At 58.0% G+C, this 21,918-nt stretch carries 15 protein-coding genes; 10 read left to right on the top strand and 5 right to left on the bottom strand.

The genetic code is table 11. The annotated features are described in order from the left end of the window. Nucleotides 1-57 precede the first annotated feature (57 nt). Both JS530_RS00855 and JS530_RS00850 read right to left on the bottom strand, forming a co-directional pair. Nucleotides 58-1,101, bottom strand: a complete 1,044-nt coding sequence (locus JS530_RS00855; protein ID WP_214375391.1) for a glycosyltransferase family 2 protein — start codon at nt 1,099-1,101, stop codon at nt 58-60. Between the two features lie 111 nt (nt 1,102-1,212). Beyond that, complete coding sequence (locus tag JS530_RS00850; protein ID WP_214375390.1) at nt 1,213-1,968, bottom strand: TetR/AcrR family transcriptional regulator; 756 nt, start codon at nt 1,966-1,968, stop codon at nt 1,213-1,215. Nucleotides 1,969-2,070: 102 nt separating this feature from the next. Between JS530_RS00850 and ftsY the strand changes: the two genes are divergently transcribed. The 4 genes from ftsY (at nt 2,071) to JS530_RS00830 (ending at nt 7,643) form a co-directional block, all read left to right on the top strand. Next, nucleotides 2,071-3,348 carry a signal recognition particle-docking protein FtsY gene (gene ftsY / locus JS530_RS00845; RefSeq protein WP_214375389.1) on the top strand — a complete coding sequence of 426 codons (1,278 nt, stop codon included), beginning with the start codon at nt 2,071-2,073 and terminating at the stop codon, nt 3,346-3,348. 458 nt (nt 3,349-3,806) lie between these two features. Beyond that, the gene (locus JS530_RS00840) at nt 3,807-5,102 is read left to right on the top strand and encodes an ammonium transporter (protein WP_214375388.1); all 1,296 of its coding nucleotides are present in this window, start codon (nt 3,807-3,809) and stop codon (nt 5,100-5,102) included. A gap of 1 nt (nt 5,103) precedes the next feature. Continuing rightward, complete coding sequence (locus JS530_RS00835; protein WP_214375387.1) at nt 5,104-5,442, top strand: P-II family nitrogen regulator; 339 nt, start codon at nt 5,104-5,106, stop codon at nt 5,440-5,442. A gap of 374 nt (nt 5,443-5,816) precedes the next feature. Continuing rightward, nucleotides 5,817-7,643, top strand: coding sequence for a [protein-PII] uridylyltransferase family protein (locus JS530_RS00830; RefSeq protein WP_214375386.1), 1,827 nt, complete (start codon nt 5,817-5,819; stop codon nt 7,641-7,643). 113 nt (nt 7,644-7,756) lie between these two features. Here the strand turns inward: JS530_RS00830 and JS530_RS00825 are convergent, their stop codons facing one another. Then, nucleotides 7,757-9,184 (bottom strand): MATE family efflux transporter, encoded by a 1,428-nt coding sequence (locus tag JS530_RS00825; protein WP_214375385.1) that lies wholly within the window; start codon nt 9,182-9,184, stop codon nt 7,757-7,759. Between the two features lie 527 nt (nt 9,185-9,711). Here JS530_RS00825 and dnaB point away from each other — a divergent pair. The 5 genes from dnaB (at nt 9,712) to JS530_RS00800 (ending at nt 16,233) form a co-directional block, all read left to right on the top strand. Continuing rightward, nucleotides 9,712-11,163 carry a replicative DNA helicase gene (dnaB, locus tag JS530_RS00820; RefSeq protein ID WP_214375384.1) on the top strand — a complete coding sequence of 484 codons (1,452 nt, stop codon included), beginning with the start codon at nt 9,712-9,714 and terminating at the stop codon, nt 11,161-11,163. A 147-nt stretch (nt 11,164-11,310) separates the two neighbouring features. Next, nucleotides 11,311-11,601: a phasin family protein gene (locus JS530_RS00815; RefSeq protein ID WP_214375383.1), complete on the top strand. Its 291-nt coding sequence runs from the start codon at nt 11,311-11,313 to the stop codon at nt 11,599-11,601. Nucleotides 11,602-11,706: 105 nt separating this feature from the next. Next, entirely contained in the window at nt 11,707-13,431 is a 1,725-nt protein-coding gene (locus JS530_RS00810; RefSeq protein WP_214375613.1) for an ABC1 kinase family protein, read from the top strand. Nucleotides 13,432-13,769: 338 nt separating this feature from the next. Next, nucleotides 13,770-14,987, top strand: a complete 1,218-nt coding sequence (locus JS530_RS00805) for an MFS transporter (RefSeq protein WP_214375382.1) — start codon at nt 13,770-13,772, stop codon at nt 14,985-14,987. Between the two features lie 196 nt (nt 14,988-15,183). After that, nucleotides 15,184-16,233, top strand: a complete 1,050-nt coding sequence (locus JS530_RS00800) for a LacI family DNA-binding transcriptional regulator (protein ID WP_214375381.1) — start codon at nt 15,184-15,186, stop codon at nt 16,231-16,233. A 32-nt stretch (nt 16,234-16,265) separates the two neighbouring features. On the opposite strand, the gene JS530_RS00795 is transcribed toward JS530_RS00800, so the two are convergent. Both JS530_RS00795 and JS530_RS00790 read right to left on the bottom strand, forming a co-directional pair. Next, nucleotides 16,266-18,476 (bottom strand): alpha-galactosidase, encoded by a 2,211-nt coding sequence (locus JS530_RS00795; protein WP_214375380.1) that lies wholly within the window; start codon nt 18,474-18,476, stop codon nt 16,266-16,268. 238 nt (nt 18,477-18,714) lie between these two features. Further along, complete coding sequence (locus JS530_RS00790) at nt 18,715-19,734, bottom strand: LacI family DNA-binding transcriptional regulator (protein WP_214375379.1); 1,020 nt, start codon at nt 19,732-19,734, stop codon at nt 18,715-18,717. A gap of 540 nt (nt 19,735-20,274) precedes the next feature. Between JS530_RS00790 and JS530_RS00785 the strand changes: the two genes are divergently transcribed. Beyond that, nucleotides 20,275-21,594, top strand: a complete 1,320-nt coding sequence (locus JS530_RS00785; RefSeq protein ID WP_214375378.1) for an ABC transporter substrate-binding protein — start codon at nt 20,275-20,277, stop codon at nt 21,592-21,594. The last annotated feature ends 324 nt before the right edge of the window (nt 21,595-21,918 follow it).

The following is a 21,918-nucleotide window of genomic DNA, read 5'->3' as shown; positions in this document are numbered from 1 at the left end:
AAGCTATATTGGCGAGGCAAACCGTCGGTCGGCTCTCGAATCGACCACGGTGCCGACTCAGTTGAAGCCGACGACCTTCTCGGCCACGGTGTAGCCGTTGCGCACAAGCCAACGGCCCGCCGAACCGGGAAGGTTGATCGCGCGAGACATGAGCTTGCCGCGCACATCATGGCCGATGGCGGGCGAGTACGCGTCAATCGCATCCCACAGCTCGCGCTTCTTCGCGTAATTGGCTTTATCGCGCGAAAGAATCAGGAACACCGAGGTCACCGAAGACTCAATGGCTAGGAAGTGAATCATGTAGCGATACAGGCCCTTGGGTACTGTGCCGCGCTCCGGGGTCGCCTCGGTCATCAGACGGTTCACCAAGCGCAGCTGGTCGACGCGGCGGATCATCACATCGGTTTGCACGCTCTGGCCTTCGCGACCGATGAAGTAATGGTAGAACGGCACATCCAGGTACTGGATACGGCGCACCCACGGGAACGGCTGGTAGGAGTAGTAGAAGTCCACGTAGAACGTGTGCTCCGGCAGCTTCAGACCGGAATCACGCACCACCTGCGTGCGGAAGGTCAGTGCATGCATGATGATGTACTGTGCCAGACCGAAATGCCCCAGATCATCCCAGCCAAGCACTCGGCCGGCGGGAATCACGCGGCGGAAGTTCACCGTATGCTTGTGACGCTTGGCCACCTTGTCATAGACATAGTTGGTGACCAGCATGTCGATCGGTTCGGCGGCCTCGCGCTGCGCTCGCAACGTATCCATCACAGTGTTGATGGCCTGCGGATCCACCCAATCATCCGCATCCACCACTTTGACGTACATGCCGCGGGCCGCCGCCAGACCGGTGTTCACCGCGCCGCCATGCCCCTTGTTCTCCTGATGAATCGCGCGCACAATGCCGGGATTGTTGCGCTCCAGCTTCTGTGCATACTCCAGCGTGCCGTCTTTGGACCCGTCGTCCACGATAAGCACTTCGATATCTGCCGTGTGCTTCGCGGACAGCACTGAGTTGACACAGCGGTCAAGATACGACTCCATGTTGTATGCAGGAATCACAAAAGTGAGTGTCTTTGCCGTTGTTGCCGCATTGGCCATACCCGTTACGTCCTCACATGGTTCAATCGATGGTAACAATCGAAATGTTCGTTATGCTGTTCAAACCGTAGCACTTGGCCGGCGTTATGAACAGAAGCGTTGCGTAAGCTGTTACTCTGCGCTCACGTTCTGCATTGCAGACCCCTCCGCCTCTACGGTAGTGCTCACAGTTTCCTCGTCGTCCGCTAAGTTTGCACTGAGATGCGATTGCTTCTGCGCCTCGCGCTGGGCTTCCTTGCGGGCCCGCGCTCCCTCGAATCGCAACTGCGGCTTGGAATCAAGCCGGCTCAACCCATGCCATGCCAGGTCCACGATGTAGGCGGCCAATTGCTCCTTGCTCACCTTCGGCCTATCCGCCCAGTATTGTCCGGTGAACACGGTCATCCCCACCAGCATCTGGGCGTAGTACGGAACGCCCTTAATCGACAGTTTCTGCCGTTTGAACGCTTCGCACAGAATATCCTCCACGCGCATCGAAATATCGCCCAGCAGCGAACTGAACGAGCCGGAGGGGTCGGTACTGGGCGAATCGCGCACGAGCACCTGGAAGCCTTCCGCATTCTCCTCGATATAGGTCAGCAATGCCAACGCCGTGCGCTCCACAATCTGACGCGGATGCATCGTTGGCGCATCCAATGCCGCGGCCAGGGTGCTGATCAGCGCACGCATCTCACGGTCCACAATCACCGCATACAGGCCTTCCTTGCCGCCGAAATGCTCGTACACAATCGGCTTGGAGACTTTGGCGTGCGCGGCAATCTCCTCCATGCTCACCGCTTCGAATCCTTTGGCGGCAAACAGGGAGCGTCCGACTGCGATCAGCTGTTCTCGCCGCTGCAGCGACGTCATACGTGAGGAATGTGCCATGCCGACCACCATAGTCGGTGGGTGCGTCGGTCGGCCGGTTGGCAGGCGTGAACTATTGCCGGCCGCTGATTCGCGGCGATGGTGCACATTAGACTGGCAAGTATGGAAATGAATACTTTGCTCGCCATTGTTGGCGTGATTGTTGTGGCGGTTGTACTGATCGCTCTGAGCGTGTGGTTCTCCAAGTCGCGTAAGCGTGATCTTGATCGTGCGATGGGTAAGATCGCACCGGATAATCAGCGTACGCGCGATGCCAAGGCGGCAGCCGACGCGCGCTTGGCTGCTGAAGCAGCCCAGGCTGAGGCTGTACAGTCCGAGGCTGCACAGTCAGCATCAGCTGCGCCTGATACTGCCGCAGCTGGTACGGAGACTGCCGAGGAACCGGCTGCTAAGGAATCTGCTGCTGCGTCCGCAACCGCTGCGCCTGCGCCTGCCGCTCAGTCGGAATCCCCGGAATCCGTGGGCTCCAGGCTGACCAGACTCAAGGCGAAGCTCGCCAAGTCCGGCAACCCGTTCGGCAAAGCGCTGTTCAACATCCTCGCCAAAGATAATCTGTCCGAGTCCGACTGGGAAGACGTTGAGGATACGCTGCTGCTGGCCGACGTGGGTGCGGATGCCTCCGCCCAGTTGGTCGATGATCTCAGGACCGATGCCCGCATCACCGGCAAGGCGGATCCAGCCGAGGTGCGCGCCACGCTGAAGGACAAGCTGCTCGACTTGGTGGGTCGTGATACCGACCGTCGGCTCAATGCGGAAAAACCGGGGGCGGACAAGCCGTCCGTCATCATCATGGTGGGTGTGAACGGCACCGGCAAGACCACCACGGCTGGCAAGCTGGCGCGACTGTTCGTGGCCGAAGGCAAATCCGTGGTGATGGGAGCGGCCGATACCTTCCGCGCTGCAGCCGCCGATCAGCTCGAGACCTGGGGTGCTCGCGTGAACGTGCCGGTGGTGCGCTCGGATAAGGACGGCGCCGACCCGGCGTCTGTTGCCTTTGAGGCCGCCGGCAAGGCCAAGGAACTCAACGCCGACGTGCTGATCATCGACACCGCCGGCCGACTGCAGAACAAGTCGAACCTGATGGACGAGCTTGGCAAGATTCGCCGCGTCACCGAAAAGCAGCTGCCGGTCAGCGAAGTACTGCTGGTGCTCGATGCCACCACCGGCCAGAACGGCATGGCTCAGGCCAAGGTGTTCGCCGAAGCCATCGGCATCACTGGCGTGGTGCTCTCCAAGCTGGACGGCTCAGCCAAGGGCGGCATTGTGATCAGCGTGCAGAAGGAGCTTGGCGTGCCGGTCAAGCTCGTGGGTCTTGGCGAAGGCCCGGACGATCTGGCACCGTTCGATCCGGAAGGATTCGTGGACGGCATCCTCGCCTGATTTCTCAGTTGACTGACGGTTTTTCAACACTGGCTGACGGTTTTTCAACGAAATTCGTTATAAAACCGTCAGTCGGCGTTATATATCCGTCAGTCTTTGTGAGGAATCCGTCAGTCAGCAGATGAGAAGACGAGAAACTGCGCATGCGTGTCCACGTTATGAACGTGTGAAACGCGTCAACACACACAAACAAGGCCCCGAATTATGTTCGAAACATAGTTCGGGGCCTTGCCGTATCCATTGGAATCACGCGGAAACCGCCGAATCGAAAGCGGCATATGCGGCCTCCGGCGCTTAACAATCGCGTAACTTGATGTAACGAATTGAAAACGCGACCGGCTTTTACTGACGAACTGTTAGCCCCCACAAGGGGGACGGCATTTATTGGAACTAGACGCCGGGGCTTCGAGATTATCCGAACCCTCGACGCCATGAACGAAAGAGAGAGGGAGGTAGACATGGGAGCGCTTGATTCCGGAAATACCGCATGGATCCTCACATCCGCGTCCTTGGTTTTCCTCATGACGCCTGGTGTGGCGTTCTTCTACGGCGGTATGGTTCGTGCCAAGGCCGTTCTGAACATGTTGATGCTTGAGGCGGCTGCACTGTCAGTCACCATGATTATCTGGACCCTGTGGGGTTGGTCCATCGCCTACGCCGGTTCCGACATCGGCGGCATCTTCGGCGATCCGGCCAGCGGATTCCTGCTGAAGGATTCCATGGTCGCCCAGGACGGTGTGTTCACCACCACCGGTCTGAACTCCAACAACTACCCGGTTTCCGTTGACGTTGCCTTCCAGGTGGCCTTCGCCATGATCACCGTCGGCCTGATCTGCGGCGCTATCGCCGAGCGCGTCAAGTACAGCACTTGGATGATCTTCGTTGCCCTGTGGATCACCTTCGATTACGCTCCTATGGCCCACATGGTCTGGAACGGCGGTCTGCTTTCCGCTGATGGCGCGATCTCCAAGGCCATCGGTGCTGCAGCCCACGATTTCGCAGGTGGTACGGTCGTCCACATCAACGCTGCAGTCGCTGCTCTGATTATCGTGCTGATTATCGGCAAGCGTAAGGGCTTCGGTACCCAGCCGTTCCGCCCGCACAACGTTCCGTTCGTGATGCTCGGCGCCTTCCTGCTGTGGTTCGGCTGGTTCGGCTTCAACGCAGGCTCCGCCTTCGCCGCCAACGGCACCGCTGGCTACGCTTGGGTCTCCACCTCCGCAGCAACCGCTGCCGCAATGCTCTCTTGGGGCTTCACTGAGAAGATTCGTTCTGGCCACTACACCGCCATGGGCGCTGCCTCTGGTATGGTCGCCGGCCTGGTCGGCATCACCCCGGCCGCCGATGTGGTCTCCCCGCTGTGGGCCATCGTGCTCGGCGCCATCGTCGGCATACTGACCTGCCTCGCCTGCGGCCTGAAGTTCAAGCTCGGTTACGATGACTCCCTCGATGTTGTCGGCGTCCACGGCGTTGGTGGTTTCACCGGCACCCTGCTCATCGGCTTCTTCGGCGAAGGAACCGGCCTGCTGGCTGGCGGCGACTGGAAGCAGCTCGTTGTTCAGCTGGTCATCGCACTCGTTGCCATCCTCTACTCCGCAGTGATCACCGCCATCATCGCCTTCGCTCTTGAGAAGACCATCGGTTGGCGCGTCACCGAAGCTCAGGAAGTCGGCGGTATCGACCTTGCCGATCAGGGCGAACGTGCTTACGATTTTGCTGGTACTGCCAGCTCCGTTCTCAAGGAGGTGAAGTGAGATGAAGCTAATCACCGCTATCATCCAGCCCCATAAGCTCGACGACGTCAAGGAGGCTCTCGCAGCCGCCGGCGTGCACGGTCTGACCGTGTCCGAAGCTAACGGCTACGGCCGTCAGCGTGGCCACACTGAGGTCTACCGCGGCGCTGAATACACCGTGGACCTGATTCCGAAGATTCGCATCGAGGTTCTGGCCGATGACGCCGATGCCGAGACGCTGGTCGGTGTGATTGTCAAGTCCGCCGGCACCGGCACCATCGGTGACGGCAAGGTGTGGGTTGCCCCGCTTGACTCCGTGACCCGCGTGCGTACCGGTGAGACCGGTTCCGCCGCGATCTGATAAAGACGTCCGAGACCTTCCCCCTACACAAGGTTCGGACTACTGATAAGACAGGTCCCCGCACGTTGCGTTTGTCGCCGTGCGGGGACTTTTATATACGACTTTTCCCGACTCTATACGACTGTTTTTCGTTCAAACGTGAATAACTCACTTACAAGGGGCTGATTCGTCTCATGCAAAAGGTCTATCTGCGTTACGAGGGGTTGGTGCTCAAGTAGCCCAACGCGCAAAATGGCGGAATGACGGTAACGGAATATGGTTCCTAACTGTGGTTTCGGCCTAGAAGAACCCCTTGTAACGCAGATAGATGTTCTGAACCTCACGAATCAACCCCTTGTAACGCAGATAGAATACATGATGAAAGATCTGGGGCAATGGCATCGGCAGTAGATGGTTTGAAGCAACGATTCATGGCAATGAGCCAGCCGGACGCGGACGGCGTGTACCGCAACGGCACCGCCAAACGCAAGGCGCGCACTGAGCTGGCCATGCAGTGCCTCACGAAATTGTGGAGTGAGGCTTGCGAAGCCGTTTCGTTCACCGTGCCGGACACAGGCATCGGATTTGCCGCAGTCGGCTCGCTGGCTCGCGGACAGATTGGCCCCAGCTCGGACCTTGACTTGGTCATCATCTACGAGCCCCGCGCGCTCAACGATCAGCAGCTCAACGAACTCGCCAATAAGCTCTGGTATCCGCTCTGGGATAGCGGACTCGACCTTGACCACTCCATCCGTACGCGCGCGCAATGCGAGGAAGTCACTGACCATGATCTGCCGGCGGCCATGGGCTGGCTCGATGTGAAACCCATCGCCGGCGACACCGCACTGATTCGCACTACCGCCGCGTCCATTCTGGAACGTTGGCGTAAAGCCGCGCGCAAACGCTTGCCGGAACTGCTGGATTCCGCCAAGTCCAGGCTCGATGAATTCGCTCGACTGCAATACGTCAATCAGCCGGATATCAAGGAGGCTCGCGGCGGCTTGCGCGACTCGGTGCTGATTGCGGCGCTCGCCACCTCGTGGTTGGCGGATCGCCCGCACGGTAGCTACGACGAGGCTGTGGAACGCTTGCTTGATGTGCGCGATTGTATTCATTTGGTAGCCGGCAAGGATACGAATCTGTTGCTGACACCGTATCAGGCCAAGGTCGCAGCCATGCTGGGCTTGGCTGATCCGACATGGCCGGAGGAGGAACGCGCGGCCTACTCCATTGATGATTTGCAAACCATGCTCGCCCGTCTCGGCCGCCGTATCTCCTTTGCGTTGGATTCCACAGCCTCCCGCGCCGAGCATTCGCTCACCCATGAGAAGCCTCGCTTCGCATTCTTCCAAATGTTCTCGCAACGTGCCGGCGGTAAGCGTGAGGCGCCGCAGTTCGATATCGTGGCCCCCGGCATCGCCAAGCATGAAGGTGAACTGGTGCTGGCTCCCGGCGTGGATCCCGCGCAGGACGCCAAGTTGGCATTGCGCATGGCGGTGGCCTCCGGTGAATTCGGCTTGCCGATTAATCCGTCCACGCTGGTGAACCTGAAGAAGTGCCCGATTCGAGACAGTCAATGGGATGAAGAGTCCCGCGAACTGTTCGTGCGGCTGCTGGCCTGCGGGCCGGAGCTCATGAATGTGTGGGAAAGCATTGACTTCGTGGATATTCCCGGCCGGTGGATGCCGGAATGGTTGGGTATCCGCAACCGTCCGTCCGCATCCGCCGCACACCGGTACACCATTGACCGTCATATGGTGGAAGTTACATCGCGTATCACGCGAGATACGTCATCCGGCGGACGCTATGATGATGAGCATTATCAGGCGTTGCTGCTCGCGGCCATCACCCATGACATCGGCAAGCGCGCGTTCGTGCGTGACCATGCCGCTGAGGGTGCTCGCCATGTGCCGGTGATTTTGAAACGTATGGGATACTCGCAGCAGATTATTGACTGGGCAACCGTGCTCGTGCGCGAACATCTGACGCTTTCCGAATTCGCCACCGGCAAGGATCCCAATGATCCTGCGGTTGCCGCTGAGCTAGCCGAGCGACTCAATCATGACAAACTGTTGCTGGACATGCTGTACGACCTTACGCGCGCGGACGGGTCTTCCCTCGGTGCCACGGCAGGCGAGTCAATCACCAAAAAGTACGGCTGGTCGAAATGGCGTGAGCAAATCGTGCACACCATGTACTCCGCCGTTCGTGCCGCTATGTAATGCATTGCCTCCCTCTGACGAAGGAGGTGGGGCGCCGAATGCGTGCGGCAGGAGAGAAGCAAGGCTGTGCTGAGACTGTGCCGCAAAACAGGGCGTCGGATAATGTCCGATCCTTATCCTATCCACGCATCCGAGCGGATGCGCAATCCGTTGAACAGGCCGCGCCCGCCCATCAGTATCACATTGAATGCCACCCATAGCAGCGCCGTACGTGCGGCATCGCTACCCAGTTGCGGTGCCACAACGCCAGCCAGTGGCATGATGCAGACAATGTACACTGCAGCAGTCAAGCCGCAGGTCAACGCCAAATACCGGTAGTCGCGTGCGCCGATCAGGATGCCGTCGATGGCCATCATCCAACCTTGCAGCGGGAAGAATACGCCCATTGTCACCATGCCGATGGCAATCAATCCCTGAATATGCGGCGTGGAGGAGAAGAAGTGCCCGGCGAATAGGCCGACAACAGCGAATCCCACGCCAATCACCACGCCGGTAAGCATGCCCATGCGTCCGGTGTCTCGAGTCAGTTCCCTCGCGCGCGTACGTTGGCCGGCACCCAACGCGGTGGCCACCAGAGTCTGACCTGCGATACCGACCGAATCCAGTACATTCATCGCAAAATTCCAGCTGGAGTTCACCGCTTGAAAGCCTGCCAACACCGCAGTACCCATGCGTGCAGCGCTCGCTACGGTGACCACCATCGCCGCGCGAATCGCCAATGTGCGGATAAACAGCGGAATGCCGTCGCCGCCAGCCGCCGCAATACCCGCCAACTGCGGCTTGAGGCTTGCGCCATCGGCGGTTGCCCACAGCATCGCGGGGATGACCAGGAACAATCCCATATACCATTGGGCAATCATTGTGGCCGCACCGGAACCGGTGATCCCCCAGCGGAACACCAATACGAACAGCACTTCCAGCACTGTGTTCAACACCGCGCCACTGACCGCCGCAATCAGTGTGATGCGTACCTTCTGCAATCCGCGAAAGATGCCGTTCGCCGCATACACCAGCAGCATGCCGGGAGCTCCCAGCACCACCGCACGCGTGTACATTGTGGCCTGATGCAGTACTTCGCCTTGGCCGCCCAGTGCACGGCATAATGGCTCGGCGGCGACAAAGAGTCCGACGCCAAGTATGAGGCCGATGCCGAGCGCCAGCCAGAGTCCGTCAATGCCGGCTTGCAATCCTTCGCGTCGTTTACCGGCACCCAACAGATGCGCGACCTGGGCGGTCGTGGAATACGCGAGGAATATGCACAAGCCCACGGCCGTCAGGATGATGGTGGATCCGATGGAAAGACCGGCCAAGGCGGCATCGCCGATGTGCCCCACGATGGCGGTGTCGATGAGGATGAAGGTCGGTTCGGCGATGAGCTGACCGAAGGTGGGCAAGGCCAAGGCGAGAATGCGCCGGCTGGTGGCGCGTTCGCGTATGGCGGTGCCTTCATCTGTGCTTGGCGCTGCACTCTCGGCTTCTTTGGAACCGTGAAGACGGCGCTGCTGCATCGTGTTGTTGTCTGTGTGCACGTCCGCTTGCATATCATGCCTCACTACGTTGCGCAACTCGCCTCTTTCGCCTCGAAAGGTTATCCCCAGACTATCCACCAAGTTATCCCCCGTATGTGGATAACTCAGTGGATTATCCACCAAGTTATCCCCAAAATGTGGATAACTTATTTTTCTATCCACATTTGCGTCTTCTGCGTGTCGTGTGGGTCACTTTTCGGTGAACGTAGCGTTAATGATGCGGTCGGATGTGAGACGTTGTTGATCTCGTAGAGCATCAATCGGCGCTAAGTATGCGGCACAACGAAGCGGTCGCAGACATAGTGAGAGTTTTTGGGGCATAAACCGGCGCTATGTATGCGGGGCAACGAACGGTACGCGTACATAGCGCCGGTTTGGGCACCTGAAACGGCGCTAAGTATGCGGGGTTATGGTTCTGCCGCATACATAGTGTGAGTTTGGGAAAATACGTAGTCGATGATTGAAGAATCCGGAAGCCTACTGGGTATTCACCGTTGAACGCCGCTCATGCGCACCGCCGCCTTCTATACTGGGGAGCTATGGCAGAAGGAAACGACAACGCGTATCAGGGCTACTCAGGCGGCTCGGCTGGAGGCGGCGGCAACAGCCGTGCGGCCGGCGGTGCACAGGGGAGCGCCGCAGCCGACCCCATTTTCGACCGTGTGCCTCCACATGATGACGATGCGGAGATGGCTGTGCTCGGCGGCATGCTGATGAGCAAGGATGCCATCGGTGAGGTTTCGCAAACCATTGACGTGACTGATTTCTATCAGCCCAAGCATCAGACGATCTACACCGCCATCATCGACCTGTTCTCCGCAAGCCAGCCGGTGGACGTGGTACTGGTGGCCAATCAGCTGCTTGCCGACGGCAACCTTGAAAAAGTCGGCGGAGCGGATTATCTGCATAGTCTCGTGGCTTCGGTGCCGACCGCCGCCAACGCAATGTACTATGCCGAAATCGTGCATCAGCGCGCGATTTTGCGCAATGTGATTGCAGCCGGTACCAAAATCGCCCAGCTCGGATACTCGGCCGAAGGTTCGCAGGCTGAAGATGTAGTGAATCTGGCGCAATCCGAGATCTATGAGATGTCGATGGGCAAGGTGCGTCAGGACTATACGGCGATTGGCCCGGTGGTGCATGATGCCTTGGATCAGCTGGACAAGCTGCAGCAAGGTTTGGTGAATAAGGGCGTACCCACCGGCTTCCGTGACATCGATGATGTGACGCAGGGTTTGCAGCCCGGTCAGATGGTAGTGGTCGCAGGCCGTCCGGCAATGGGCAAGTCCACGCTGGGTATTGATTTCGCTCGAGCCGCAGCGCTTCACCACAATCTGACGTCCGTAGTATTCAGCTTGGAGATGAGCAAGGTGGAGCTTGCTCAGCGCATCATCTCTGCCGAAACCAATATTCCGATGGCGGCGCTGCGCCGCGCGGATGACATTACGCCGGAGCGTTGGAACACGCTGAACCAGTTCTGGACCAAGATGCAGAACGCGCCGCTGTTCATCGACGATAGCCCGAACATGTCGCTGATGGAGATTCGCGCCAAGTGCCGTCGCCTGAAGCAGACGAATGATCTGAAACTCGTGGTGATCGACTACCTGCAGCTCATGACCTCCGGCAAGGCCGTGGAATCCCGTCAGCAAGAGGTGTCCGAATTCTCCCGTGCGCTGAAGCTCCTGGCCAAGGAACTGGAGGTACCGGTGGTGGCGCTCTCCCAGCTGAACCGTGGTCCGGAAATGCGTAACGACAAGAAGCCGCAGCTCTCCGATCTGCGTGAATCCGGTTCTATCGAACAGGACGCCGACGTGGTGTTCCTTGTGCACCGACCGGACTTCTACGACAAAGAGGATCGCCCGGGCGAGGCCGATATCATCATGGCCAAGCACCGTAACGGTCCGACCGAAACCTTCCATCTGGCCTTCCTTGGCGCTACGTCCAAGTTCAAGGACATGCCGCAGGATTACAACGCCAATCAGGGGGTGTAACCGAGGAGCCTGACCATGCTGGCCAGCTGCGCGAAAAATCAGACGAAATACGCCGCGAGGACTAGCGCCAAGGGCTTGCGTTTGCGCTAATCTGGTGAATACGAGACGAGGCATCAGGTCGCGTCGAACCTCGAAGGAGGGGTTATTATGGCTGATTTCGATCTGGGTGAGGGCGTTCGCAAGGTCCTGCTGGCAGGCATCGGCGCCTTGGCCACCGGTTACGAGAAGGGCAGCGCCATTGTTGACGATCTGGTCAAGAAAGGCGAGCTGACTGTGGAGCAGGGCAAGTCCCTGAACACGGAGCTGAAGCGCAAGGTCGGCGAGGCTTTGGTCAACGATGCCAACAAGGATGACGCTGCACGAAATACTGCGGAATCCGCTCCGGCCGAGTCCGCGGCAGATGCCGCACAGCCGAGCGAATCCGCGGACAAGGACTGAGACTATTTCGTGACTTCGGAAACCTCGAAGCCGGCAGCGGCACCGTCCGCGCCGAACGACACGGTTGACAGCAAGCCGGCCACTCCTGATGGGGCGGCCGGCTCGATGTCGTCGGCTTCCACTTCCGAAGTCGCTAATATTGCTGCGTCGACCTACACCGAATGGGCGTCGGTGAGTCCGGAAACCATTGGACTGTTCGGCCCTAGACGGGATGATTTTTCGCAGCGCTATCATCTGACGCGCCGCGGCAAAATAAAGCGATTGGCGCAAATCGTGCGCATCGTCAACCAATTCGATGCCCTCAAAGGCCTCACGCCGGTAAAAATGCGCCTGATGTGCGAGGCGCTTGGCCCTACGTTCGTCAAAGTGGGGCAGATTCTTTCGATGCGGTCCGAGATCTTGCCGCAGAGCTTCTGCGACGAACTCGCCAAATTACGCGCGGATGCCGACCCGATGCCGTATTCCACAGTGCTGGATGTGCTGTCCGCCGAATACGGGCGTCCGGCCGACGAAGTGTTCGCCTCCATCGACCCCAAGCCGTTGGGTTCCGCATCATTGGCGCAGGTACATCGCGCCACGTTGAAAACCGGCGAGGATGTGGCCGTAAAAGTGCAGCGCCCTGGTGTTCGTGAAACCATGGCGCAGGACGTGGCCATCATGCGCTCCATCGCCAAAGCCGCCACCAAGGTGATGAACAGCTCGCAGATTGTGGACCTCAAAGGCGTGGTCGAAGAGCTGTGGGACACCTTCGAATCTGAAACGGACTTCTTGGTAGAGGCGCGTAATCTCGCTGAATTCAAGCGTTTCGCCTCACGATTCAAATACATGGATTGCCCGACGCCGTACCCGGACCTGTGCACCGAACACGTGGTGGTTATGGATTACGTGGACGGCATTTCCGTCTCTCATGCCGACGAATTGGTCGCCGCCGGATACGATCTCAAAGACATCGGTACCAAGCTGGTGGACAATTACGCCACCCAGATTTTGGACGACGGCTTCTTCCACGCCGACCCGCACCCGGGCAATATCATCATTCGCGGCGGCCAGATCGTACTCATCGATCTTGGTATGACCGGCCGGCTTGATGCGAAAACCCGTGCCGTGATGAAAGATATGATTTTCGCCGTGGCCAAGCAGAATTCGCCGGAATTGGCGGATGGTTTGCTGCGATTCGCCGGTGCTGAAGCCGATCCGGCTGATTATCCGTCGTTGCTGGCGGATCTCGACGTAATCGTCAAGGAATACGGCACGGTTGATTTGAAGGACCTGGACTTGGCGGCGTTCATTACCGCGCTGACTTCGCTGGCGCAACGGCACGGCATCGAAGTGCCCAGCTCCATCACCACGGTGGGGCGCGCGCTGGTCACGTTGGAAGGACTCTTGGATGAGTTCATTCCGGACGTGAACATGATTGAGATTATCTCCCAGCACATAGCGACCTCCAAAACCACCAGCCAAGCCGTCAAGGATGAGCTGAAAAGCCTTGGCGTGGAAAGTCACGTGGCCCTGCATAGCGCATTGGATGCCATGAGCGAGCTCAATGTGGCCGCCCGCATGCTGACCCGTGGCCAGTTGCGCATGAATATGGAGCTCGTCGGCTCGCAGGAGCCATTCCAGTTGCTCTCCGACATGGTGAATCGCTTGACGATGGCCTTGATTGTGGTGGGCTTGTTCATCGGTTCGTCGATTGTCTATTACGCCGGCATGAAGCCGATCATCTTCGGCATTCCGATTGTGGGCTTCCTCGGCTATGTCATCGCGTTCATCTTGGGCGTGTGGATCGTGATCGACATCTACCTGAAGGGCCGCAAGGTCAAGAAGCGGTAGCGGCAGTCGCAGAGCGCCTCTTGCCGTAGTGCAAAATTTCTATTTTTCCTATGCGTTGCCATGTCGCCGCAATATTGCCAAAGTTGCCATATGATTGTAATGAAAAAAATTAAACCGATAAAAGAAGCAATCGGAGAATAATCAAGAAACGCCGAAATATAAGCTTTCTCACTGTTTGTATTTGACTTTATACCGGTATCAAAATATAGTGTCCACTGACAACGGAGAACGAGGTCGGCAAGGACGGCGAACAGTCCAAGTCAGTCGGCAATAATTCGTCCACCACTACGTCAGCACCAACCACCGGTGCACACAACCACAGAGAAAAAGGAAACCCTATGTCATCCACAACGAAGAAGGATGTCAACAGCCTCTCGGTGATCCTGCCGATGCTGTCCATATCGCTGTTCCTCACCAGCTACAGCGTCGTCAACGGCGTTATCCCACAGTTGGGGCGCGCACTCAACGTCGATAACACCTCCGCGGAGCTGCTCTCCACCACGCCGTCCTTGACCGCACTGGCTACCCTGCTCATCAGCCCGGCATTGGCGCGATTTTTCGGTCTGAAGAAGGTTATCGGCGCCGGTCTGTTCCTCGTGGGCATCACCGCATTCGTGCCGATGTTCGCCACGAACTTCGCCGTGGTGATGGCCGCACGTGTGCTCTTCGGCATGGGCCTCGGCCTGTACAATTCACTGGCCATAACCCTGATTCAGATGCTGTACTCAGGCAATCGCCGCGCCACCCTGCTCGGCATCCGCGGCGCCACGGAGAATCTCGGCCAAGCCATCATGACCGCACTGGTTTCCGTGTTCGTGCTCATCGCCGGCTGGCAGGGCGCCTTCATCGTCTACCTGTTCGCCTTCCCGGTGCTCATCTGGTTCTGGTTCCAGGTTCCGGACGTTCATCTTGATAAGTCAGGCTCTTCGGACATGGAAGCCGAGGAGAACGTCAATATCTACCCGGAGCAGACCAGCCCCATCCTTGGCGCATTCTGCGTGTGCGCCGCGCTGTACATGGTGTTCTTCAACGCCATCAACGTGCGCTTCGCCGAGATCGCGCAGAAGATCTTGAATGATCCTCACCATGATTCGTCCGTGATCATATCCGTGGGTATTCTGTTCGCGGTGGTGGCCGGCTTCGTCTACGGCTTCTTGGAGAAGAAGTTCGGCGACAACACCTATTACATCGGTATGGGCGTCTACTTCCTCGGCAGCCTGCTCGTCTCCCTCGCCGGCAGCAACTACGCGGTGCTGGTCATCGGCTTCTTCCTGTTCAACTTCCCTGGCCCGATTCTGGGACCGTTCCTGTGCAACCGCATTCCGAAGTACGCCAAGAAGAGCTCCCAGGCCTTCTGGTCCACGATGATCATCTTGTCCTTCCATGTCGGCGTGTTCGTCTCACCGCTGGCTATGAAGGCGGTCACGATGATTACCGGTTCCACCGATCCGGCTGCGCCATTCCCCTGGTTCACCGCTGGCTTCGCCATCATGATCGCCGCGGTGTTGGTATGGCAGCTCACCCACAAGAAGGCTTCCCAGCCGGCTCTAGCCTAATCGCAACCATTTTTCTAGCCTGAGCTTTAAGCGCCCCATCTCGGGGCGCTATTTGTTTCCTATTTTGTACCGGTATACATCGGTATGATGGGATGCGTACAATAAAGCGCACAGCATACGAGTCGGGTTTGCAGCCCGCGCGGTATGCACAATGGTTGACTTTGGAGACCCCAAGCCAGGGCAGGGAGGTATATGCATGCCCAGAACGAAACGCGGCACTGCGCCTTCCATCCGTGATGTGGCGGCGGTGGCCAACGTCTCAGTGCCCACGATGTCGCGATATTTGAAGGATCCCAGCCGAGTCAGCGAGAAAAAGCGCACGGCCATTGCGGCAGCCATCGAAAAGCTCAACTACCGGCCGAATCCTATCGCCCGCGCACTTGCCCTCGATATGAGCGAGTCGATTGCGGTGATGTCTGCCGATACTAGGCTGTACGGCCGCACGCAGACCTTCTATGGCATTGAACGCAAAGCCCAGGAGATTGGCTATCCGACTACGATTTATGTGCTTGACTCGCGCGGTGGCGATTGGATGCTGGGCAGTGTGCGCTCCTGCCTTGACCGCAGCCCGGCCGGTGTGATTCTGATTGATTACGATCGCCTAACCGATAGCGTGGTCTCCCATATTCCATCCACAACTCCGCTGGTGATCATTGGCGGACCGCGGCATGAGGATCGCGCCCAGATTCATTTGTGCGAATATGACAGCGCTTATGCCATGACCAAGCATTTGTTGGCTTTGGGGCATGCCACCGTGCACTATGTGGCAGTGCCTTCCGATGTGGATGCGCGTGAGGATGGTTGGCGCATGGCGCTGAGCGATGCCCATGTGCCAGCCCCGGCGCCGATCGCCACAACATGGGATGCCGAAAAAGCCATCGCCATCGGTCGACAACTCGGCGAAGACGACAGCGTCACCGCTATTTTCGCCGGCAATGATGAGATTGCGATGGGTGTGATGCGAGGGCTGGCACTCGCAGGTAAGCGGGTACCGGATGATGTAATTGTGGCCGGATTCGATGACCATACGCTTTCCAGGGTATGGAATCCACCACTGACCACGATTCGCCAGCATTTCGATGAGGCTGGTGAGCATGCGGTGACGATGCTCAAACAGCAGATTGACGATGTAGTCAACAACCGTCCACGCGGCGAGGCATGGACGATGTTCGACAAGATCACCGGCGAATTGGTGCAACGCGAATCCACCGGCGAACGCGTGAGCGCGGCTGCCGAAGAGCGGTAGTCGCACTCACAGATGCAGACGCGCGATTGATATTACTCACGCGTTACTTCAATCAGCACGGCATGTTCGGGTGCGAGCTGCGGCGGGCGAATACCCCACTGCGTGAGCGTCGCGCCGTCCACTGACGTGCCTTCATCGGTCCACCAGCTCAACGCCGTGCGGCAATTCGGGCTGAATTCCTGCTCATAGCGAGTGATGCCGCCAAGCGGGCGAATACGGTAGCATGCCGCATCATCCAAGCCGGGAAGCCTGACCAAACCATATGGGTAATCCTGGGATGAGGAGACCACGGCGAATCGGAACACCGCGCGCGAACGATCCGGTGCGATGAGCCCATCGACGCGAATGGCCGGATCCGGCGTATCCGCATGCACCAGAACACCCTGCGGAATATCCTGCCTGCGCTGCTTATACAGATCCACCCAGCTCTTGAGTTGCTGAAGATCGGCATCGCTTAATTTCATAATGTTCCATTCGATGCCGAGATGGCCGAAGAACGCCATCGAAGCACGCATGGTGAGCGACGTGGCGCGGCGGGTCGCATGATTCGGGGACTCGGAAATATGTTCGCCGATCATTTCAGGCGGCACTAGGAGCGATGTGCCGCGCTGAATATCGGCACGTTCCACCGGATCGGTGCAATCCGAAGCCCATACGCGGCTGCAACGGGCCAGTACCCCGGCGTCGATACGGCCGCCGCCGGACGAGCAGGATTCGATTTCCAATCCCGGATGGCGGTCGCGCAGATGATCGACAATCGCATAGAACGCTTCGGTCTGCTTGTGCACGGCAGGGCGGCCGGATGCAGGGGAGAGTGGCTCGGTGAGGAAGCGGTTGTGATCCCACTTGATGTAATCGATATGATATTCGCTCACCAAGGTGTCGATTGCATGCTCCACATAGGCTGCGGCCGCGGGATTCGTTAGATCAATGACCTGCTGCGCGCGCGAGGCCATTGGCAGGCGCTCGCCATTCGGTGCCAGCATCCAATCGGGGTGGGCGCGCGCTACATCGGAGTCCGGGCTGATCATTTCCGGCTCAAACCATAATCCGAATTCCATGCCGAGATCATGCACATGGTGGGCCACGGTTCCCAGACCCTCCGGCCACAGCGTGGAGTCGACCTGCCAGTCGCCGAGCGCCTTGGTGTCATCACGGCGGCCTTTGAACCAGCCGTCATCAATCACGAATCGTTCCACGCCAACTTCGGCGGCTCGATCGGCCAAAGCGATAACCTTGCCCTCGCTTTGCGCAAAGTACATGGCCTCCCAAGTATTGAGCATCACCGGGCGAGGCTTGGCAAGTTCCGGATGCAGCATGCGCAAGTAGGTGTGGAATTTCGCCGAAACCTCGTTCAATCCCTCGCCGATGCCGACAAGCAGACGCGGCGCGTGATAGGTTTCGCCCTGCGCCAATTCGATTTCACCCATGTAAGGCAGCTCGCCGCCGCCAATTACACCATGCGTGTACGGCGTGCGCTCGATGAACGTGGTGGTGTTGCCGCTGAACGCCACATGAGCGGAGATAACGAAACCGTGTTCGAAACCGAATCCGCGCTCGCCGGCGGTGAGCAGGGTTGTGGCGTTGAAGTTTGGTCGGCCCATGCGCGATTCCTTGGCGAACACGCCTTCGGTGAGCGCCTGCCGCTGCAAAGCACGTTCGCGCAGATGGTGGCCGGTGCAGGATTCGACTTCCGAAACCTGGGGTGGCAGCGGCAGAACCGGTGCCATACGTTGAATGGTCAGAGGAGATTCACCGGTGTTGGTCAGGGTGGTATCCACGCGGATAAGCCCTTCCGAGCCAATGGCGACGGTCATAGTAAGCGCGAGTTTGGCGATATTGTCCGCAGCGTCGAAGGTCACGGAGCTTGCGTTGGACTCGATATGGGTCACGGTGAACTTGGGGAACACTTCCACACCGTTGCGGGCCGCTTGGATGGCTGGGGTGCCGGTCCAGCCTTCGGACTGCGTGGGCAGAAGCGTGGGCATTTCGCCGATTTGCAGGCCAGCGTCAAGCGTCTGGGGGAATTGTGCATCCGGTTTCTTGGTGGAGCTCTCGACTGTCATTGCCGCCGCTACCGATGTGGCCGCTGGAACCGATCCGCGTGTGATGGCGACGATACGCGGGAGCCTGCCTTCGCTGACCCCGATGATTACATGGGTCGGTTTGCTGGTTGGAGCAATGGTGGTGTTGTCATCATGAGCCTGCATCGGCTGGCTGATGGCGATGGTGGTCATCTGCATGTGCATACCTCGTTGTTATGGGTGATAACGAGGAACATCATACAAGATTTATACCGGTATAACAATTAAAAAACGCAGCAATAACAATAGAAAACTAGTAATAATGATACCGATATAATTATTATGAGAGCAATGTAATGCACGGTAGCTGCCTACGAGTGGATATTGATGGTCAAATACGCGAAGACCCGAGCCGAGTGATATCCGGCTCGGGTCCTCCGAAGGAAAGAGCGATGTCTTAATCCAGCGGCAGCGTGGATTCGCGCTGAATGAGGCGGCAAGGCACATAGTCCACGCCGTGATGCGGATTGCCGTCGATGGCATCCATCAAATAGCGTGCCGCTCGGCGTCCAATGGCTTCGGTTTCGTTGTCGATGGATGTTAGGGATGGACGCGATCCGGAGGTGAGCACAGACCAGTTATCATGGCCGATGACGGCAACATCGTCAGGGATACTGAGGCCCTGCTGTTTGAGTACATCGATGCAACCTCGAGCCAGCTGATCACTTTGGCAGACCACGGCATCGAATTTCACGCCTTGGTCGATGAGCAGACGTGTAGCCGCACGTCCCCACTCTTCCGCCCATTTGCCATAGCGAATAGGGCCAGCTGGTTGAATGCCGAGCTCGGCCAACGCTTCCAATGCGCCTTTGGTGCGGTCCGTGGCCGCGGTGTAGGTTTCGTCGCCGCCGATGATGGCGATGTGGCGTCGACCGCAAGAAATCAGATGGTTGACCGCCATGCGCCCGGCATCTACGTTGTCGCAGGTTACCGAGCAGTCATTGGTGTCGGTTGAGGGCCCATACACATAGACCAGCGGCACGCCCCAATCCTGGCCGAGCGAAGGGCGTGGGTTGGTTTCGCGCTGCACGATGAGCAGGCCGTCTACTTTCAGGGACAATAATTTCTCCACGTGCTGACGCTCCAGCGCAACGTCGCCACGGGCATTGGCCAGCAACACGGAAGTGGATTGCGCGCGAAGTTCGTTTTCCGCACCGATAAGAATAGGTGTGGAAAAGCGTCCCTGAAGGTCGGAGGTCACCAAGCCGATAAGTCCTGAAGTGCCGCGCGCCAGAGATTGTGCCAGCTTGTTAGGGGAATAGTTCAATTGGCGGGCGGCATCGAGCACGCGCTGCTTGGTCTCTTCGCTGATGCGGGGCTTGTTATGCAGTGCCTTGGAAGCCGTGGCCAGCGATACTTCAGCCAGCGCGGCTACATCTTCCAATCGCGCCGAACGTCCAGACGGAATCGCTACCATCGTGTCCTCTACTCCTTGCTGTGTTGCGGGACCTCATGCTGTATTGGTAGGCGTACATGATATGCGATGCCGCCATTGGTTGCCGATGCCAAGCATGCCGTGGCGGCAATGCCACGAAGTCGGTATATGGATTTGTACTGCATTACAGTATACCTCGATTGCGAAAATTTTCGCAAGGGCATTTCTTGATGAGATAGATGTGGTGTGAGATGTTCGCTTTTACAGAAAATGAATAAAAGCGTTTGTGTTGTGTGCGGTTTTGTGCATTATGTACGACACGCCGTGAAAACGCTGGGAAATGGCCGATATTGCTCTGCTGGATGAGAGGTAAATCAGCATCAAACGGGTTTGACGTGCGAAAAAATGCGAAAATGCGAAAGCGTTTTTGTGAATTGAGCGGCCATCGTTTATATTGAGAAAAGGCTTTCGCAGAGTTTCATTCACCGAAGGAGGATGCAATGAAACCGCGAAGGACCGGAGGCGGAAACTCCGCCACCGCCTCTCAGAGATGAGCGGAACATTTTAGAGAAAGAAGCGAATATGTCCTTCAACAAGGTCACTCGTGCACTTGCCGGCATCGCTGCCGCTGCAATGCTGATCCCGCTGGCCGCCTGCGGCGGTTCCGGCAATGGTGGTTCTGCCACCGCCGAAGGCATCCCGGCTAAGGGCACCGACGACGGCACCGAAATCACCCTGTGGACTCGTTCCCCGCTGGAGCGTCAGGCCAAGGCTGCTGTTGAGGCCTACAACAAGAGCCACAAGAACCAGGTCAAGCTGGAGATCATCCCGAACGACGATATGGAAGGTAAGGTTGGTGGCGCTTCCCAGACCGACTCCCTGCCTGATATCCTCGCCGGCGACGTTGTCCGTATTCCGTACTGGGCTTCCGAGGGCATCTTCACCGAGATCACTGATCAAATCAACGGTCTCGACAACCTGAAGGATATCCAGCAGGGCCATATCAAGGCCGGCACCGTGGATGGCGCTGAGTACACCCTGCCGTTCATCACCGACGTTTCCGTGTGGGTCTGGAACAAGGATCTCTACAAGGAAGCTGGCTTGGATCCTGAGCAGGGTCCGACCGACATCAAGACCTTCACCGAACAGGCCAAGAAGGTTGCAGCCCTGAACAAGGACGGCGTTGCCGGCTCCTACCTCGCTGGTCAGTCCGGTGGCGCACTGGTCTTCGACCTCTTCCCGTCCGTGTGGGCTGATGGTGAATCCGTCATGAACGACGACGGCACTGAAGCCACCCTGAACAACGACTCCATGAAGGCCGTGCTCGACTCCTACAAGGAACTCGCCAACACTACCAACGGCCTCGGCGCAGGCTCCAAGGAAGAGACCGGTGCCACCTGGACCGCTCCGTTCGCCAACGGCAAGATTGGTGTGATGCCTTACCCGAACACCTCACTCAACGACATCTTTGATGCTGAGAAGTCCGGCGGATTCCAGGTCGGCGTGACCCCGATCGCCGGTACTTCCGGCAAGACCTCCACCTTCCTCGGTGGCGATGCCATGGGTATTTCCAAGGATTCCAAGCACGTTGCTCAGGCCTGGAACTTCCTCTACTGGCTGATGCAGTCCGACACTCAGAAGGAAGTCTTCGCTGACAACGGCTACACCGCCTCCAACATCCAGACCCTGAAGACCGCTTACAAGGATGCCGATCCTCGTATCCAGACCATCAACTCCACCATCATCGATGGCAATGGTCAGACCCCGAAGTCCGCGGCCTTCAACGAAGCCTTCAACGCCGCTGGTTCCCCGTGGCAGCTGCTCGTCCAGAACGCTGTTTGGGGTAGCGGCAACCTGAAGTCCGACAACCAGGCTGTGACCGACGTCCTGTCTGCTCAGTGAGTCCGAGACTCAGCAATCAGCTGAACTAGCTACCAATAACTGAATATCGCTCCCCTCAATCGCTTACGCGATAGTTCCTCTCAAGGGAACTGAGCATAATCATCGCTCCCCTCCTCGAGGGGAGCTGTCACCGCAGGTGACTGAGGGGAGCATTCTTATGCCTACAACACATCATTGCGACTGTGTTCTGTTGCCAAGGCCGATTCCAACTCTTGTTGTACTCTCCTTCCTTTCTCCTTCGCATGGAATCGGCCTTGATAACGGATTGCATTCGAGTCCGAAAATCGATCAATGTTCGATCGTCCGATCACATCCATTTCCCCA

Source organism: Bifidobacterium colobi (assembly GCF_018555455.1).
Lineage (GTDB): Bacteria > Actinomycetota > Actinomycetes > Actinomycetales > Bifidobacteriaceae > Bifidobacterium > Bifidobacterium colobi.
This window is presented reverse-complemented; position numbering and strand designations above follow the sequence as displayed.

Excerpts from the sequence above, each read along its gene's own strand:
- JS530_RS00855 (WP_214375391.1), bottom strand. The coding sequence starts at position 1,101 with ATGGCCAATGCGGCAACAACGGCAAAGACACTCACTTTTGTGATTCCT.
- JS530_RS00850 (WP_214375390.1), bottom strand. The coding sequence starts at position 1,968 with ATGGCACATTCCTCACGTATGACGTCGCTGCAGCGGCGAGAACAGCTG.
- ftsY (WP_214375389.1), top strand. The coding sequence starts at position 2,071 with ATGGAAATGAATACTTTGCTCGCCATTGTTGGCGTGATTGTTGTGGCG.
- JS530_RS00840 (WP_214375388.1), top strand. The coding sequence starts at position 3,807 with ATGGGAGCGCTTGATTCCGGAAATACCGCATGGATCCTCACATCCGCG.
- JS530_RS00835 (WP_214375387.1), top strand. The coding sequence starts at position 5,104 with ATGAAGCTAATCACCGCTATCATCCAGCCCCATAAGCTCGACGACGTC.
- JS530_RS00830 (WP_214375386.1), top strand. The coding sequence starts at position 5,817 with ATGGCATCGGCAGTAGATGGTTTGAAGCAACGATTCATGGCAATGAGC.
- JS530_RS00825 (WP_214375385.1), bottom strand. The coding sequence starts at position 9,184 with ATGCAAGCGGACGTGCACACAGACAACAACACGATGCAGCAGCGCCGT.
- dnaB (WP_214375384.1), top strand. The coding sequence starts at position 9,712 with ATGGCAGAAGGAAACGACAACGCGTATCAGGGCTACTCAGGCGGCTCG.
- JS530_RS00815 (WP_214375383.1), top strand. The coding sequence starts at position 11,311 with ATGGCTGATTTCGATCTGGGTGAGGGCGTTCGCAAGGTCCTGCTGGCA.
- JS530_RS00810 (WP_214375613.1), top strand. The coding sequence starts at position 11,707 with ATGTCGTCGGCTTCCACTTCCGAAGTCGCTAATATTGCTGCGTCGACC.
- JS530_RS00805 (WP_214375382.1), top strand. The coding sequence starts at position 13,770 with ATGTCATCCACAACGAAGAAGGATGTCAACAGCCTCTCGGTGATCCTG.
- JS530_RS00800 (WP_214375381.1), top strand. The coding sequence starts at position 15,184 with ATGCCCAGAACGAAACGCGGCACTGCGCCTTCCATCCGTGATGTGGCG.
- JS530_RS00795 (WP_214375380.1), bottom strand. The coding sequence starts at position 18,476 with ATGCAGATGACCACCATCGCCATCAGCCAGCCGATGCAGGCTCATGAT.
- JS530_RS00790 (WP_214375379.1), bottom strand. The coding sequence starts at position 19,734 with ATGGTAGCGATTCCGTCTGGACGTTCGGCGCGATTGGAAGATGTAGCC.
- JS530_RS00785 (WP_214375378.1), top strand. The coding sequence starts at position 20,275 with ATGTCCTTCAACAAGGTCACTCGTGCACTTGCCGGCATCGCTGCCGCT.